The organism is Paraburkholderia heleia NBRC 101817 (genome assembly GCF_000739775.1).
GTDB lineage: Bacteria > Pseudomonadota > Gammaproteobacteria > Burkholderiales > Burkholderiaceae > Paraburkholderia > Paraburkholderia heleia.
In genome coordinates, this window is the sequence record NZ_BBJH01000029.1 from 1 (window position 1) to 13,436 (window position 13,436).

Annotated in this window: 15 protein-coding genes; 4 read left to right on the top strand and 11 right to left on the bottom strand. The window is 66.0% G+C overall.

What is annotated here, in order from left to right:
• Positions 1 to 840 (top strand): MFS transporter (locus BHE01S_RS22945; protein ID WP_042268044.1); only part of this gene is annotated, 840 nt, incomplete at its 5' end.
• A gap of 12 nt (positions 841 to 852) precedes the next feature.
• Here the strand turns inward: BHE01S_RS22945 and BHE01S_RS22950 are convergent.
• Positions 853 to 1,854, bottom strand: coding sequence for a 2-dehydropantoate 2-reductase (locus BHE01S_RS22950; protein ID WP_042268046.1), 1,002 nt, complete (start codon positions 1,852 to 1,854; stop codon positions 853 to 855).
• Positions 1,855 to 1,858: 4 nt separating this feature from the next.
• Positions 1,859 to 2,629: a class II aldolase/adducin family protein gene (locus BHE01S_RS22955; protein ID WP_042268048.1), complete on the bottom strand. Its 771-nt coding sequence runs from the start codon at positions 2,627 to 2,629 to the stop codon at positions 1,859 to 1,861.
• Positions 2,630 to 2,796: 167 nt separating this feature from the next.
• On the opposite strand from BHE01S_RS22955, the gene BHE01S_RS22960 reads away from it, so the two are divergent.
• Positions 2,797 to 3,240, top strand: a complete 444-nt coding sequence (locus BHE01S_RS22960) for a MarR family winged helix-turn-helix transcriptional regulator (RefSeq protein WP_042268050.1) — start codon at positions 2,797 to 2,799, stop codon at positions 3,238 to 3,240.
• Positions 3,241 to 3,334: 94 nt separating this feature from the next.
• Here BHE01S_RS22960 and hpaH read toward each other — a convergent pair whose 3' ends face one another.
• The 6 genes from hpaH to BHE01S_RS22990 are packed head-to-tail and all read right to left on the bottom strand — an operon-like array spanning position 3,335 to position 8,441.
• The gene (gene hpaH, locus BHE01S_RS22965) at positions 3,335 to 4,138 is read right to left on the bottom strand and encodes a 2-oxo-hept-4-ene-1,7-dioate hydratase (protein WP_042268053.1); all 804 of its coding nucleotides are present in this window, start codon (positions 4,136 to 4,138) and stop codon (positions 3,335 to 3,337) included.
• The gene (locus BHE01S_RS22970; protein ID WP_042268055.1) at positions 4,138 to 4,548 is read right to left on the bottom strand and encodes a 5-carboxymethyl-2-hydroxymuconate Delta-isomerase; all 411 of its coding nucleotides are present in this window, start codon (positions 4,546 to 4,548) and stop codon (positions 4,138 to 4,140) included. Before BHE01S_RS22970 ends, hpaH begins: the two co-directional genes overlap by 1 nt.
• A 15-nt stretch (positions 4,549 to 4,563) precedes the next feature.
• Positions 4,564 to 5,427, bottom strand: coding sequence for a 3,4-dihydroxyphenylacetate 2,3-dioxygenase (hpaD, locus tag BHE01S_RS22975; protein ID WP_042268057.1), 864 nt, complete (start codon positions 5,425 to 5,427; stop codon positions 4,564 to 4,566).
• Complete coding sequence (gene hpaE, locus BHE01S_RS22980; protein WP_042268060.1) at positions 5,427 to 6,884, bottom strand: 5-carboxymethyl-2-hydroxymuconate semialdehyde dehydrogenase; 1,458 nt, start codon at positions 6,882 to 6,884, stop codon at positions 5,427 to 5,429. The genes hpaD and hpaE overlap by 1 nt, the downstream gene beginning before the upstream one ends.
• A gap of 34 nt (positions 6,885 to 6,918) precedes the next feature.
• Entirely contained in the window at positions 6,919 to 7,674 is a 756-nt protein-coding gene (locus tag BHE01S_RS22985) for a fumarylacetoacetate hydrolase family protein (protein ID WP_042268061.1), read from the bottom strand.
• Positions 7,671 to 8,441 carry a fumarylacetoacetate hydrolase family protein gene (locus BHE01S_RS22990; protein ID WP_042268266.1) on the bottom strand — a complete coding sequence of 257 codons (771 nt, stop codon included), beginning with the start codon at positions 8,439 to 8,441 and terminating at the stop codon, positions 7,671 to 7,673. The genes BHE01S_RS22985 and BHE01S_RS22990 overlap by 4 nt, the downstream gene beginning before the upstream one ends.
• A 220-nt stretch (positions 8,442 to 8,661) precedes the next feature.
• Between BHE01S_RS22990 and hpaR the strand changes: the two genes are divergently transcribed.
• On the top strand, positions 8,662 to 9,060 hold the full coding sequence (hpaR, locus tag BHE01S_RS22995) for a homoprotocatechuate degradation operon regulator HpaR (RefSeq protein WP_042268269.1): 399 nt from the start codon (positions 8,662 to 8,664) through the stop codon (positions 9,058 to 9,060).
• Positions 9,061 to 9,159: 99 nt separating this feature from the next.
• On the opposite strand, the gene BHE01S_RS23000 is transcribed toward hpaR, so the two are convergent.
• Positions 9,160 to 9,471, bottom strand: a complete 312-nt coding sequence (locus BHE01S_RS23000; protein WP_042268063.1) for a thioredoxin family protein — start codon at positions 9,469 to 9,471, stop codon at positions 9,160 to 9,162.
• A 627-nt stretch (positions 9,472 to 10,098) separates the two neighbouring features.
• On the opposite strand from BHE01S_RS23000, the gene BHE01S_RS23005 reads away from it, so the two are divergent.
• Positions 10,099 to 10,374, top strand: a complete 276-nt coding sequence (locus BHE01S_RS23005; RefSeq protein ID WP_028207911.1) for a hypothetical protein — start codon at positions 10,099 to 10,101, stop codon at positions 10,372 to 10,374.
• 47 nt (positions 10,375 to 10,421) lie between these two features.
• Here BHE01S_RS23005 and BHE01S_RS23010 read toward each other — a convergent pair whose 3' ends face one another.
• Together BHE01S_RS23010 and BHE01S_RS23015 are read right to left on the bottom strand one after the other, a co-directional pair.
• Positions 10,422 to 11,690 (bottom strand): winged helix-turn-helix domain-containing protein, encoded by a 1,269-nt coding sequence (locus BHE01S_RS23010; RefSeq protein WP_084069134.1) that lies wholly within the window; start codon positions 11,688 to 11,690, stop codon positions 10,422 to 10,424.
• Positions 11,683 to 13,428 carry an FAD-dependent oxidoreductase gene (locus BHE01S_RS23015; RefSeq protein WP_084069135.1) on the bottom strand — a complete coding sequence of 582 codons (1,746 nt, stop codon included), beginning with the start codon at positions 13,426 to 13,428 and terminating at the stop codon, positions 11,683 to 11,685. The genes BHE01S_RS23010 and BHE01S_RS23015 overlap by 8 nt, the downstream gene beginning before the upstream one ends.
• Positions 13,429 to 13,436: the final 8 nt, after the last annotated feature.

The window sequence follows — 13,436 nt, forward strand, 5'->3', positions numbered from 1 at the left end:
CCCGCCAATCGCGGCCTGCTCGGCAGCTGGCAGTTCGCGAGCCAGGGGATGGGCGTTTCGCTCGGCGCGCTAACGGCGGGACTCCTGACGACTTTCCTCGCGCCCGACACGCTGCTCGCCTGGGGCTGGCGCGTGCCTTTCCTCATGGGCGTGGCGATCGCGCCGCTCGGCATGTGGATTCGCCGACGCCTGGACGAACAGTTGCCTGAGCCGACGAGCGTGGAGCGCATGCCGGTGCTCGCCGTGCTGCGCGACCACTGGCGGCGCGCGGCGCTCGGCATCCTGCTGACGATCGGCTCCACGGTCACGGCCTATGTCGTTACGTTCTATATGCCGACGTATGCGATTCATGAACTGAAAGTGCCCGCACCCACGGCCTTGCTGGCGGGGCTCGTTTCCGGCGTCGTGACCTTTCTGGTGGCGCCCGTGTCGGGCCTGCTCTGCGACCGGTTCAGCCGCCGCGCGCTGATCTTCTGGCCGCGCGTGGGCGTCCTGCTGTCGATCTATCCGGCGTTCCTGTGGCTGGCGAGCGGCCCGGACGCCGCGCGTCTTTTGATTACCGTAGGCGGCCTGAGCGTGCTGCTGGGGCTGCAGGCCGCGCCCTCCATCACGATGCTGCCGGAGATGTTCCCGCGCGCCGTGCGCGCCACGGGCATGGCGATCGTCTACGGCGTCGGCGTGGCGATTTTTGGCGGTTTCGCGCAGACCGTTGCCACCTGGCTCGTGAAGAGCACGGGCAATCTGCTCGCGCCCGCCTGGTACGTCATGGCGTGCGTGGCGATCTCGTGCCTCGCGTTGCCGTTCATTCGCGACCTCACGGGCAAACCGCTCGAGGATTGAGGCGAACAGGCCTTAGCGTGTCTGGCGCGCCGCTTCGAGATTCGAATCGAGCTGGCGCGCCAGGCCGTAAAGCATGCCGAGCGAGGGCGCCGCGACGCCCACGCGCTGCGCCAGTTCATATGGCGCGCCTAGCAGTGCTTCGACTTCGAGCGAGCGCTGCGCTTCCACGTCCTGCAGCATCGAAGTCTTGAATGCGCCGAGCTTGCGCGTGATCGCGTTGCGCGCCTCGATGGTCATCGCGAGGCGAATGCCGAGCGCTTCGCCAATCGCACGCGCTTCCGTCATGACCGCGCTCACGAGTTGCGCGGTGAGCGGGTCGTCGAGAATCACGTCGGCCGTCGAGCGTGTGAGCGCGCTGATGGGGTTCATCGTCATGTTGCCCCAGAGCTTCGCCCAGATATCGGCCTGGATCGGCGCGGCTTTCGTGACCTCGAAGCCGGCCCGCTCAAGCAGATCGCGCGCTTCCTGCGCGCGCGCCGCCATGTGCGCCGAGCCCTCTCCGACGATCAGATGATTGCCGCCGCCCTTGCGGATCACCCCCGGCCCCGCAATCGACGACGACAGATGCACGACGCAGCCCGAAGCCTGCGCGGGCGGCAACGCCTGCGAGACGACACCGCCCGGATCGACCGCCTCGAGCCGGCCGTTGGCGTGTGTGCCGCCGAATCCGTGGAGGAACCACCAGGGCACGCCGTTCATCGCCGAGACGATATGCGTGTGCGGGCCCACGAGCGGCGCGAGCGAAGCCGCCGACTGGGCGAGCGCCTGACCCTTCAGGCAAACGAAGACGACGTCTTGCGCACTGAGCGTTGCGGCGTCGCCGGTGGCGTTGACGGATTGCGTGTAGCGCGTGTCGCCTTCGACAATCGTCAGACCGTCGCGGCGAATCGCTTCCAGATGCGCGCCACGTGCGAGCAGATTCACGGCGATGCCCGCGCGCGCAAGACGCGCCGCGATCAGGCCGCCGATCGCACCGCCGCCGACGACAGTGATCCTCTGATTCGGTGTGTTCAAACTTTCACTCCTGATATGACGGGTCGATGCGCGTGACACGACGGACCAGCGCGTCGAGCACGTTCTGGCCCGCGCCGTGTTCGGGCGAGAACTGCAAGGCGTCGCGCGTCGAGCGCTCGGTAATGGCAGGCGAGATCGGCAGGGTCTGGCCGCGCATCGAATCGGTCACGACCTGCACCTCGCACGCACGGTTGAGCGTCCACAACAGCGCAAAGGCATGCGCGAGGGTCACACCGTGCGAGAGCAGCCCGTGATTGCGCAGGATAAGCAGCCGCTTGTCGCCCATCGACTGCAGAATGCGCGATTTTTCTTCGGCGTGCACGGTGATGCCTTCGAAGTCGTGATACGCGACCATGTCGTGCAACTGCGCCGAATAGAAGTTCGTATACGCGAGGCCGCCTTCCATGCACGCCACCGCGAGCCCTGCCGTGGTGTGCGTGTGCATCACGCAATGCGCGTCTGCCACGTTGGCATGAATCGCGCTGTGAATCACGAAGCCGGCCGGGTTGATCGGATACTCGCCCGGACTCAGGATATTGCCTTCGAGATCGATTTTGACGAGATTCGACGCCTTGATTTCGTCGTACGCGAGCCCGAACGGGTTGATGAGGAAATGCTTGTGCGGCCCGGGCACGCGCAACGTAATGTGATTGAAGATCAGCTCGGTCCAGCCCATGAGATGAAACACGCGATATACGGCGGCAAGCTGCACGCGCGCCGCCCATTCCGTGGGGGCGCACCATTCGGGGCGCGTGCGCTGAATGTTTTCATTCATGAAAGTCTCCTCATGGCGGGCTCCGGTCACGCCGATCCTACGCGCAAATAAATGCGTGTGCAAGCATCAAATTTTCCATGAAATGCCTGCAGAAAAGGGCTTTTATCGATGCTATTCTGATGGCGTGGCCGCATTTCGCGGCCGGTGGAAACCAGGCGGGAAGATCAATGACGGGGAAGTACGACATCGCGGAGCTGTTCACCTACCGGCTTCATGTGCTCAAGAAGCAGACCGATCGCACGATGAGCGACGCGTTCGAGGCAGCGCTTTCCCTGTCGCTCACCGAGGCGCGGCTGCTGCTCAGCGTGGGTGCGTTCGGATCGTTGTCGGTATCGGATCTCGGGCGCGTGTCGAATCTCGATCGCAGCCAGGCGAGCCGCGCCACCGACGTGCTCGAACGCAGGGGCCTGCTCGTCAAGACCTCGAACGAGGCCGACGCGCGGGGCGTGCTCGTGGCGCTTACGGCGCAGGGGCGCAGCACCTGCCGGCGCGCCGCGGCGATCTCGAAGGCAACGAACGACGCGATTCTCGCGACGCTGAGCGAGCACGAACGCGAGGTGCTGGCGAGCGTGCTGGCAAAGCTCGTCGAGAGCGGGGAAGCGGGCGAATGAAGCGTGCGCCGCGGCGACGGCGGCGCGTGCCTCTTCGGCTTTCTCGATCATCGGCACGAGCAGCGTTTGCGTGCCGGTGATCAGGGTATCCTGGTCAGACGAAATTGAAGCCGATGCCGCCCAGCGGGCCGTAATCGGCATGGAACGTATCGCCCGCGCGCGCCGGGATCGGGGCCGTGAATGAGCCGCTAAGGATCACGTCGCCGGCTTCGAGCCGCTCATCGTGGCGCGCGATCTTGTTGGCGAGCCAGGCAACGCCGGTTGCCGGATGGTCGAGCACCGCGGCGGCCAGACCGCTTTCCTCCACGGCGCCGTTCCTGTAGAGCAACGCGCCGACCCAGCGCAGGTCCACGTCGAGCGGCTTCACCGGGCGGCCGCCCAGCACGACGCCCGCGTTGGCGGCAAAGTCGGAAATGGTGTCGAACACTTTGCGCGGCTTTTTGGTTTCGCGGTCGAACTGCTCGATGCGCGCGTCGATGATCTCGATGGCCGGCGTGACGTAGGCCGTGGCGTCGAGCACGTCGAAGAGCGTTATGTCGGGCCCTTGCAGCGGCCGGTTCAGCACGAACGCCAGTTCCACTTCCACACGCGGCGCGATGAAACGGTCCGCGCGAATCGCGCTGCCTGCGGCGATGAACATACTGTCGAGCAGCGGCGCGTAGTCGGGCTCGTCGATCTGCGAGGCGCGCTGCATGGCGCGCGACGTAAGGCCGATTTTGCGGCCCTTGATCGTGTAGCCCGCGGCGAGCTTGAGTTTGACCCACTCGCGCTGGATCGCGTAGCCGTCGTCGATCGTCATGTCCGGATGCGACCGCGAAAAATGCCGCAGCGGCGTGCGCGTGCGTTCCGCTTCGTCGAGCTGCGCAGCCAGTTCGCAGATGGTTTGCTGATCTAGCATCATGAACTCGCGTCTTTGAGCCGGGCGTGCAGGTTGTTGTGCTTCCATGCGCCTTCCTCGCTGAATTCGACGATTTCGAGCGAGAGCGCGAGGCCGTGCGACGCGAAGGCATGTGCGAAGTGCTGCTTGATCGCATCGAAGAGCGCATCGCCCGTGGCCCTGCGCACCGCCTGCGAGCGACCCGCGCCGATCTTCAGGCAGCCGTGCAGGAAGGCGTTCGCCGGATTGCCGTCGGCAACGAAGTACTGTTCGCAGCGCAGCGCGCGCGTGCGGATGCCGCCGCGTGGATAGACGCGCGCGCCGTTTTCGTCGCGTTGTGCATCGAGCACGTGGGCAAGCGTTTCGCAGAGCCGGTCCACGCTGCTCGCATCCGCCAGATTCGCGCTGTATTCGAGGGTAAGATGGGGCATGGCGTTCTCCCGTGTTCAAGCCGGCAGCGGCGTGACCGGCAAGACAGCGTTGATCTGTCCGGTGCCGGAGCTGCCGAAATACGGCGTGACGACTTCCGCCCGGCCGTCGTAGCGGTCCCATCCCAGCGCGCCGAGCAGCATGGCGGTGTCGTGCATGCCGCCCTCGCCCCAGCACTTTTCGTTGTACATCGGCAGCATGCCGCAGAAGGTTTTCCAGTCGCCGCGCTCCCACATCGCCACGACGTTGCGATCGGTCGCTTCAAGAAACGGATCCCAGACCTTGTGCATGAAGGCTTCGGCTGTGCCGTTGTTGGCGAAGTGGTGGCTGAGCGACCCGCTCGCGAGTATCGCCACCGTGCCTTCGTAGCGCTCTTCGATCGCGCGGCGCACGGCGAGGCCGAAGCGCGCGCTCGTGGCGAGGTCGTGCCACATGCACCAGCCCGCCACCGAAACCGTGCGGAAATGTTCGTCGCCGTTCATATAGCGCATGGGTACGAGCGTGCCGTATTCGAGGTCGAGCGTCGTTTCGCTATGCGCGCGCGTCTTGACGTCCATTGCGTTCGCGACATCGGCAATCAGATGGCCAAGCTGCGGATTGCCCGGATACGCATATGGCATGTTCCTGATGAAATGCGGCAGTTCGTTGCTCGTGTAGACGCCTTCGAAGCGCGGCGCACAGTTGATGTGATACTCGCTGTTCACGAGCCAGTGCACATCGAACACGACGATCGTATCGACGCCCAGCTCGCGGCAGCGGCGGCCGATCTCGCGATGGCCGTCGATGGCTGCCTGGCGGCAGCCCTTGTGGGGGCCGTCCAGTTCCGAGAGGTACAGCGAAGGCACGTGCGTGACCTTGGCTGCCAGCGCGAGTCTGCCCATTACACGCCCCAGTGCGGAATGTGATGCGAGCCGAGCGAAACACAGACATTCTTCGGCTCGAGGAACACTTCGTAGCTCCACTTGCCGCCTTCGCGGCCCACGCCCGAAGCCTTCGTTCCGCCGAACGGCTGGCGCAGGTCGCGCACGTTCTGGCTGTTGACGAAGCACATGCCCGCTTCGACGGCCGCGGCCACGCGCAACGCGCGGCCGGCGTTCTCGGTCCACACGTAGCTGGACAGACCATAGGCAATGTCGTTGGAAAGGCGGATCGCGTGCGCTTCGTCGTCGAAGGGAATCAGACAGGCAACCGGGCCGAAGATTTCTTCCTGCGCAATGCGCATGCGGTTATCGACATCGACGAACACGGTTGGCTGAACGAAGTTTCCCTTCTTCACGGCGTCGGGCAGCGCGGGCGCGTCGAGGCCGCCGCACGCGAGTGTCGCACCTTCCTGCGGCCCGAGTTCGATATAGCTGCGTACCTTCGCGAGATGGCCCTGGCTGATCATCGGGCCGATGATGGTTTTCTCGTCGAGCGGATCGCCCACGGTGATGCGCTTCGCGCGCTCGACGAAGCGCTCGGCGAACTTCGCATAGATCGAACGCTGCACGAGAATGCGCGAGCCGGCCGTGCAGCGCTCGCCGTTGTTCGAGAAGATCATGAAGACGGCGGCGTCGAGCGCGCGCTCGAAATCGGCGTCGTCGAAGATCACGAACGGCGACTTGCCGCCCAGCTCCATTGAAAACTTCTTCAGGCCCGCGGCCTGCACGATGCGGTTGCCCGTAGCCGTCGACCCCGTGAACGAGACCGCGCGCACGTCGGGGTGCGCGACAAGCGGCTCGCCCGCTTCCTTGCCATAGCCGTGCACGATATTGAGCACGCCCGCCGGAATGCCCGCGTCGAGCGCGAGCTGGCCGAGCATCGAAGCCGTGAGTGGCGATAGCTCGCTCATCTTCAGCACCGCGGTATTGCCGAACGCGAGGCAGGGTGCGACCTTCCACGTGGCGGTCATGAACGGCACGTTCCAGGGTGAGATGAGCGCGCACACGCCCACGGGGTGAAATAGCGTGTAGTTCAGGTGCGTGGACGTGGGGTAGGTGTGGCCGTCCACGGCGGTGCAGACTTCGGCGAAGTAGCTGAAGTTGTCGGCGGCGCGCGGCACGAGTTGCTGGCCGGTTTGCGAAATGGTTTGGCCCGTATCCTTCGTTTCGGTCTGCGCGATTTCGGGTACGTTCTTCGCGATCAGCTCGCCGAGCTTGCGAATCGCCTTCGCGCGCTCGGCGGCGGGTGTGGCTGCCCAGGCGGGGAACGCGTCTTTCGCGGCGCGCACCGCGAGATCGGCTTCCTCCGCGCCGCCGCGCGCCACTTCCGCGAGCACGTCCTGGTTCGCCGGATTCACGGTTTCGAAGTAGTCGTGCCCGCTGTGCGCGCGGCCGTTGATGAGATGGTCGATTCGCATATCTAACGTAACCCGTGTTCGATGCGTTGGCGGATCAGCGCCCGTAGTCGGCGTCGCTCGCGATGGTGTTGACGAGACGGCCCAGCCCGTCGATCTCGCACACCACTTCGTCGCCCGCATTCACGTTGACGACGCCTTCGGGCGTGCCGGTCAGAATGACGTCGCCGGGGGCGAGCGTCATGAAGCCGCTCAAATACTCGATGAGTTCCGCGATGCCGGTGACGAAATCGCGCGTGTTGCCGTTCTGCCTGAGCTCGCCGTTCACGTAAGTGCGCAGGCCGAGCGCGTTGACGTCGGCGACGTCGGCGGCATCGACGAACCAGGGGCCCAGCACGGTGCCGCCGTCACGGTTCTTCACGCGCAGGTTCGGGCGGTAGTAGTTCTCCAGATAGTCGCGGATCGCGTAGTCGTTCGCGATCGTGTAGCCGGCCACGTACTGCATGGCGCCCTCGCGTTCCACGTTCTGCGCGGTGCGGCCGATCACGACGGCAAGCTCGCACTCGTAGTGCATGAACGTGGCGTCGGCGGGGCGGCGCGTGGTGCCGCGATGGCCGATCACGCTGCCCGGCCCCTTGAGGAACACGAGCGGCTCTTCCTGCTTCGAGAACTGCAGCTCCCTGGCGTGCTCTGCGTAATTGAGCCCGAGTGCGAAGATCGTGCCGGGCTCGAAAGGCGCGAGCCAGACGACTTCGTGCTCCTCTCGCACGCGCCCGTCGGCGAGCCGCACGCGTGTTCCTTCCGGCGTGGCTTCGTGGATGGCGCCTGCATAGGCAACGCGTGCGCGCATCATGCTCGTGCTCCCTGCGCCAAGCCTGCCGCGGCGAATTCAATTTCGAGCGGTGCCCAGTCTCCAATGGAGATCGCTGCGCGCGCGCCTGCCTGAACCACGGGGGCGCCGTGCGGCACGCCGAGCGTGATGACGTCGCCGGGGGCGAGCGTCATGAAGTCGGTGACGTCGGCGAGCAACTGGGCAACGCCGCGCACGCTCGTGGCCGTCGTGGCATGGAAGGGCGCGCCGCCTTCGACGTTCACCGTGATGGCAAGCCGGTCGGGATCGGCCACATGGCGGCGCGCGACGACGGCGGGGCCGACAACGCAGAAGTTGTCGCGCGCGCGAAACCGCACCGAGGGGCGATAGACGCTCGCGTGCGGTACGCTCAGATCGGCCACGACCGTATACCCCGCAATGTAATCGAACGCTTCGTGTGCGGTGACGCGCGCGGCGGTCCGTCCAATCACGACGCCGAGCGACGCGCCTGCCTGAATGCCCTCGCTGCCGGGCACAACCACGCGCGCGCGGTGGCCCGCGAGCGTGTTGCGCGGCTTCAGATAGAGAACCGGCGCGCGCGGCGGCGCCTTGTAAGGGGGCGCGTTTACGGCGTCGCCCAGCGCTTCGAGCGCATGGCGGTCGTTGAGCAGCGTGCCGTAGACAGCGCCGCTCACGGGCGCCCGGCAACGCGTGCCCGTGGCGAGCAGCCCGCGCATGGCGGCAGTGCTGACGTCGCGCGGCAATGCCTCGCCTTCGACGTGCAGCAGATGATCGGCAACGTAAAACATGGCCTGGATGGACTTCACGGAAACACTAATATGTGAGTGATAGTGCGCTTGCTATCATCCGTCGTCAATCGTCGATGAGAATTTTTCGGGTTTCCCCTGGGCCCGTTCACATGAATAACGGGCCCAGGGCCGCCCGGTTCCTCGAGTTCTTCGTTTAGCTGAAACCGCCATGTCCGATACTTCGCGTCCGACCACTCGCGTTGCGCACCGCAACCTGCCCATGCTGCTGCTGCGCGCGCGCGAAAAGATGATGGAACGCTTTCGCCCGCTCATCACGTCGCACGGCCTCACCGAGCAGCAGTGGCGCGTGATCCGCGCGCTCAACGAAAGCGGACCGCTCGAGCCGCGGCAGATTTCCGACCTGTGCACGATATCCAGCCCGAGCATGGCGGGCGTACTCGCGCGCATGGAGGCGCTCGGACTCGTGACGAAGGAGCGTTTCGCCGACGACCAGCGGCGCGTGCTCGTCTCGCTCACGAAGAAGAGCCATCAGCTCGTGAAAGCGATTTCGAAGGAACTGGAGGCGCGCTATAAGGCGCTGGAAGCGCAGGTGGGGCCAGAGGTGGTCGAGCGTGTGTATCGCGCGATCGACGATCTGCTCGCCGGGCTGGAGGCGTGAGCGTGGCGCGTGCCTTCGGGCGCGCTCGCGGGCAAAGGTGAGGGTTTTCGGGAGCGGTCCGCGCGGCTCGGTCGGACCGCATGGAAGGGCCAGGCGCGGCTACGCGAGCGAAGCGAACGCCTCGTCGAGTTCGGCGGCGTTTTGCGGACGCACCACGCGCGCGACCTCAACGCCATCGCGCAGGAAAATGAGCGTGGGCCAGAGCTTCACGCGAAACGAGCGGCCCAGCGCGCGGCCCGGTCCATCTTCCACTTGCAGGCGACGCACCTGCGGATTGCGCTCGAACGCCGCGCCGATCAGCGGTTGCGCGCCCTGGCAATAGCCGCACCAGTCAGTGCCGAATTCGACGACGGCGGCCCCGCTGAGCGAGTCGATTTCCTTGCGGGCGGGCGCGTTCGTTGCGTAGCTCATCGTGTGATTCCTCGTATTGGCGTCTGCAGACATTCACGTACGATACCGCATCGTGCGGCATCGTTCAGGCTTTGCATGGGCGTCCACATGAACGTTCGCGCGAGAGGTGAGGCTTTTCGGGAGTGAGCCGGTATGCACGTGATCACGCACCTTGAACAGAATGGCGCAAGCGCGTGGATGGTGCCTTCAGGCAAAAAAGTATCTTGAAAACAAGGGTGAAACGCAAAACCGGCGTGTGATGCGGTGAGCGTGAACCGCTCGGCGGATGCACTCGAAGCGGAGTGAATCCACGTTTCGACATACAAAGGTGAGCGTTTGCGGGAGAGGCGGGAGCGCGCCGTCGGCAATCCTGAGAAGCGAGGCGACGAACCTGCCGATCCATCGTGCGAAATCCACATTAGCCTTGAATTCAAGGTGTTTTTTAGTCGCCGGGTGTGACGAAGCGACAAGCCGCCGCGCAGGCGGCCTCGGCGCGCGGGCGACAAAGGTGAGAAGATTCGGGAGTGCACCCGCCGTTGGCCATCGCGCTGCCGGGCTTCGAATAGACGCCTGCACCCGATGGGTATATAACATTGAAAAGTGCGGGATTCTTTTGACTACGGCTCACCAAGGGAGATCGACTTCATCATGACGAGCGACGACAAGCAAAAGCAGGACGCTCAAAAGCCTGGCGCCGGTTCATCGCAACCGGATCTGGAGAGTCTGAACGCCGCCTTCAGTCACGTCGACGAAGGCGTGAAATCCGGCAAGATCGCGGCGGGCGCGGCCAAGGGCCTCGTCTTCAGCCTGGTGGAAACGCTGGGCGCGCTGGTGGGCGACCCCGACCTGCCGCAACACGCGCGTTCGGGCTACGAAGGGCTGCTCGAGGCCGCGCGCGAGTTGCGCGCCAAGCTGGAGCACTAATCGTCCTCAACGCGTGCGGCGGCTCTGCCGGGTCGGCAGCCGCACGCTCACGCAGCCAGAAGGGCGGCCGCGAGGCCGTCCGGCGCGGCGCCGATGCGTAGTTCCGGCGTGCCGTGCCAGTCCGCGCAACGCTGCAGCGCCCGGCGCAAGTCGGCCACCAGACGGCCGCTCGCGCGCACGCCGGGCTCCAGATGCAGCGACTTCACCTCGAACACTTGCTGCGCCCGATGCGCCTTTGCGTCGATGCGCCCGACAAGCCGCCCGCGATTCAAGATCGGCAGTACGAAGTAACCGTATTTGCGCTTTGCAGCCGGCACGTAGCATTCCATCGCGTAGTCGAAATCGAATAGCGCGAGCGCGCGCTTGCGGTCCCACACCACCGGATCGAAGGGCGAGAGCAGGGTCGTGACCGTGGAGGCGAGCCTCCCGCTCGCCACTTCGTCGATGAGCGCCGCGTGCTCGCGATGCACGAACGCGTCGTGCTTCCAGCCTTCCACGCGCACGGGCAGCAACTCACCCGCGTCGGCGAGTGCGTGCAGGGCGTCGGCATAGGGGCGGCGCGGCAGGCGGAAGTAGTCGGCCGCCCAGTCCGCGCGGATCACGCCGAGCGCGCGGCAGGAGCGCAGGAGCAACTCGCGTTCCGCTTCGGCGCGCGGAGGCAGGTCGCGCGTGTCGTTCCAGTGCGGCAGCACACGCTCGGCCACGTCGTACACACGCTGGAAGTTGTGCCGCGCGGCCACCATGAGCGCGCCGGTTGCGAACAGCACTTCCAGATGCCGCTTCTCCGGCTTCCAGTCCCACCAGCCGCTGCCTTTCGCGCCCTCGGCGCGCGCGAAGTCGGCGGAACGCACGGCGCCCTCGGCGCGAATGCGCTCGAGCAGGGCGTCGATTTCGTCGCGGTACTGGTCGTGCCACGCGGCCGCGTATTTCCAGCCCATGCCGGAAGGATCGAGCATGCGATGACGCAGCAGCCCGTAGTCCTCGATCGGCAGGAAGCAGGCCTCGTGCGCCCAGTATTCGAACAGGCGCCCTTGCGCGAGGTGCGCGTCGAGCCATGCCGGCTCGAACGCGCCAATGCGGCTGAACAGCACGAAATAAGGACTGCGCGCGACCACATGGATCGTGTCGATCTGCAGCTGCGCCATCCGGCGGATCGCTTCGAGCACGTCGTCCCGGGTCGCCTTGCGGCGCGGCGGCGCGAGCAGCCCCTGCGCCGCGAGGTGCAGCGTGCGCGCGGCCGCGAGCGGCAGAACTAGCGAGGTACCGGCTTCGGGACCCGTGGGGGCTTCTGCAACCTCCGCTGCGCACTCACGCATGGACGCCCGCAACCACTGTCACGGGCCGCAGCGCAGCGAGCCGTTGATGGATCTGCGCGACCACGGCCGCGCCTTCGCCCACCGCCGCGGCCACGCGCTTGGTCGAGCCCGCGCGCGCGTCGCCGATCGCGTAGACGCCTTCCACCGAAGTCGCGAGGCTGCACGACTCGTTATCGCCCGTCAGCACGAAGCCGTGCGGGTCGAGCTTCACGCCGCACGCCCGCAGCCAGCCGGTGTTCGGGTCGGCGCCCGTGAAGAGGAACAGATGGCGCGCATCGAAATGGTCGACGCCCTCCGGACACGGCATCTTCAAACGCACCGCGGCGAGGCCGCTGTTGTCTTCGTCGAGGCCGCCGATCTCGCTGTGCCCATGCACGCACACGTTCGGGAGCGAGGCGATACGGTCGATCAGATAGCGCGACATCGTCGATTCGAAACCGGCCTTGCGGATCAACACGTCGATCTGGCGCGCGTGCGTGGAAAGATAGACGATCGCCTGGCCCGCCGAATTGCCGCCGCCAACGAGCACGATGTTTTCGTGCTTGCAAAGCTTCGCCTCGACCGGCGAGGCCCAGTAGTAAATGCCGCGCCCCGTGTAGCGATCGATGCCCTCGATCGCGGGCTTGCGGTACACGGCGCCGCTCGCGATCACGACCGTATGCGCGCGCACGTCGCCGCTGCAGGTTTCGAGCCGGCGCGGTTCTTCATCGCAGATCAGCCGGCGCACCGAGACGGGAATGGCCACGTGTGCGCCGAACTTCTGCGCCTGCACGAACGCGCGGCCTGCGAGCGCCTGGCCGGATATGCCCGTGGGGAAGCCCAGATAGTTTTCGATACGCGAACTGGCGCCCGCCTGGCCGCCGGGCGCGCGCGAGTCGAGCACGATGACCGAAAGGCCTTCGGAAGCGGCATAGACCGCGGTGGCGAGACCGGCCGGCCCCGCGCCCACCACGGCGACATCGTAGACGCGCTCGCCGTCCAGCTCGGGCAGGATGCCGAGACGCGTCGCCAGTTCGGGCGCACTGGGTTGGCGCAGCACAGACCCGTCGGGGCAGATCACGAGCGGCAGATCCTCGCAGCGCGCGGCGAAACGCTCGACGATGCAGAGCATGCCTTCATCGCGCTCGTCGAGCACCGAATACGGATGGCCGTTGCGCGAGAGGAAGCCTTGCAGCGAAACGAGTGCGGGATCGTTGTGCTTGCCCACGAGAATCGGGCCGCCCGCGCCCTTTTCGATGAGCGAGACGCGGCGCAGGATCAGCGCGCGCACGATGCGTTCGCCGAGTTCGGCTTCGGCGACGATGGCCGCGCGCAACTGCTCGGGCGGAATCAGGATCGCATCGACGGGTTCGAGCGCCATGCCGTCCACGAGCGCCGGGCCGCCCGAAAGCTGGCCCACTTCGGCGAGGAAATGCCCGCGCCCATGCTCGACGATGAGCCGCTCGCGGCCCAGCCCGTCGCGCTGGAACACTTTGACGGAACCGGAGAGCAGCACGAACATGCCGGGGCCGGTTTCGCCCGTGCGAAAGAGCAGTTCGCCCGGCGCCCAGTGGCGCTGCTCGCCGAAGCGCGCAAGGCGCGCGATTTCGTCGTCGGTGAGTTCGGGGAACATCTGGTGGCGCCGCGTGGAGAGCGTCGAGAACGGCGCTTCGGCGGGTTGCGGCTGCGTGTCGGAGTGGCGGCTCGCGGAAGGAAGTTCCGCGGATTCCGGAACCTCGGCTTCGGTGATCGTGCCCATCTGGCGGT

Coding starts and splice junctions, on each gene's coding strand:
- BHE01S_RS22955 (WP_042268048.1), bottom strand. CDS start 2,629: ATGAATGAAAACATTCAGCGCACGCGCCCCGAATGGTGCGCCCCCACG.
- BHE01S_RS22960 (WP_042268050.1), top strand. CDS start 2,797: ATGACGGGGAAGTACGACATCGCGGAGCTGTTCACCTACCGGCTTCAT.
- hpaH (WP_042268053.1), bottom strand. CDS start 4,138: ATGCTAGATCAGCAAACCATCTGCGAACTGGCTGCGCAGCTCGACGAA.
- BHE01S_RS22970 (WP_042268055.1), bottom strand. CDS start 4,548: ATGCCCCATCTTACCCTCGAATACAGCGCGAATCTGGCGGATGCGAGC.
- hpaD (WP_042268057.1), bottom strand. CDS start 5,427: ATGGGCAGACTCGCGCTGGCAGCCAAGGTCACGCACGTGCCTTCGCTG.
- hpaE (WP_042268060.1), bottom strand. CDS start 6,884: ATGCGAATCGACCATCTCATCAACGGCCGCGCGCACAGCGGGCACGAC.
- BHE01S_RS22985 (WP_042268061.1), bottom strand. CDS start 7,674: ATGATGCGCGCACGCGTTGCCTATGCAGGCGCCATCCACGAAGCCACG.
- BHE01S_RS22990 (WP_042268266.1), bottom strand. CDS start 8,441: ATGTTTTACGTTGCCGATCATCTGCTGCACGTCGAAGGCGAGGCATTG.
- hpaR (WP_042268269.1), top strand. CDS start 8,662: ATGCTGCTGCTGCGCGCGCGCGAAAAGATGATGGAACGCTTTCGCCCG.
- BHE01S_RS23000 (WP_042268063.1), bottom strand. CDS start 9,471: ATGAGCTACGCAACGAACGCGCCCGCCCGCAAGGAAATCGACTCGCTC.
- BHE01S_RS23005 (WP_028207911.1), top strand. CDS start 10,099: ATGACGAGCGACGACAAGCAAAAGCAGGACGCTCAAAAGCCTGGCGCC.
- BHE01S_RS23010 (WP_084069134.1), bottom strand. CDS start 11,690: ATGCGTGAGTGCGCAGCGGAGGTTGCAGAAGCCCCCACGGGTCCCGAA.
- BHE01S_RS23015 (WP_084069135.1), bottom strand. CDS start 13,428: ATGGGCACGATCACCGAAGCCGAGGTTCCGGAATCCGCGGAACTTCCT.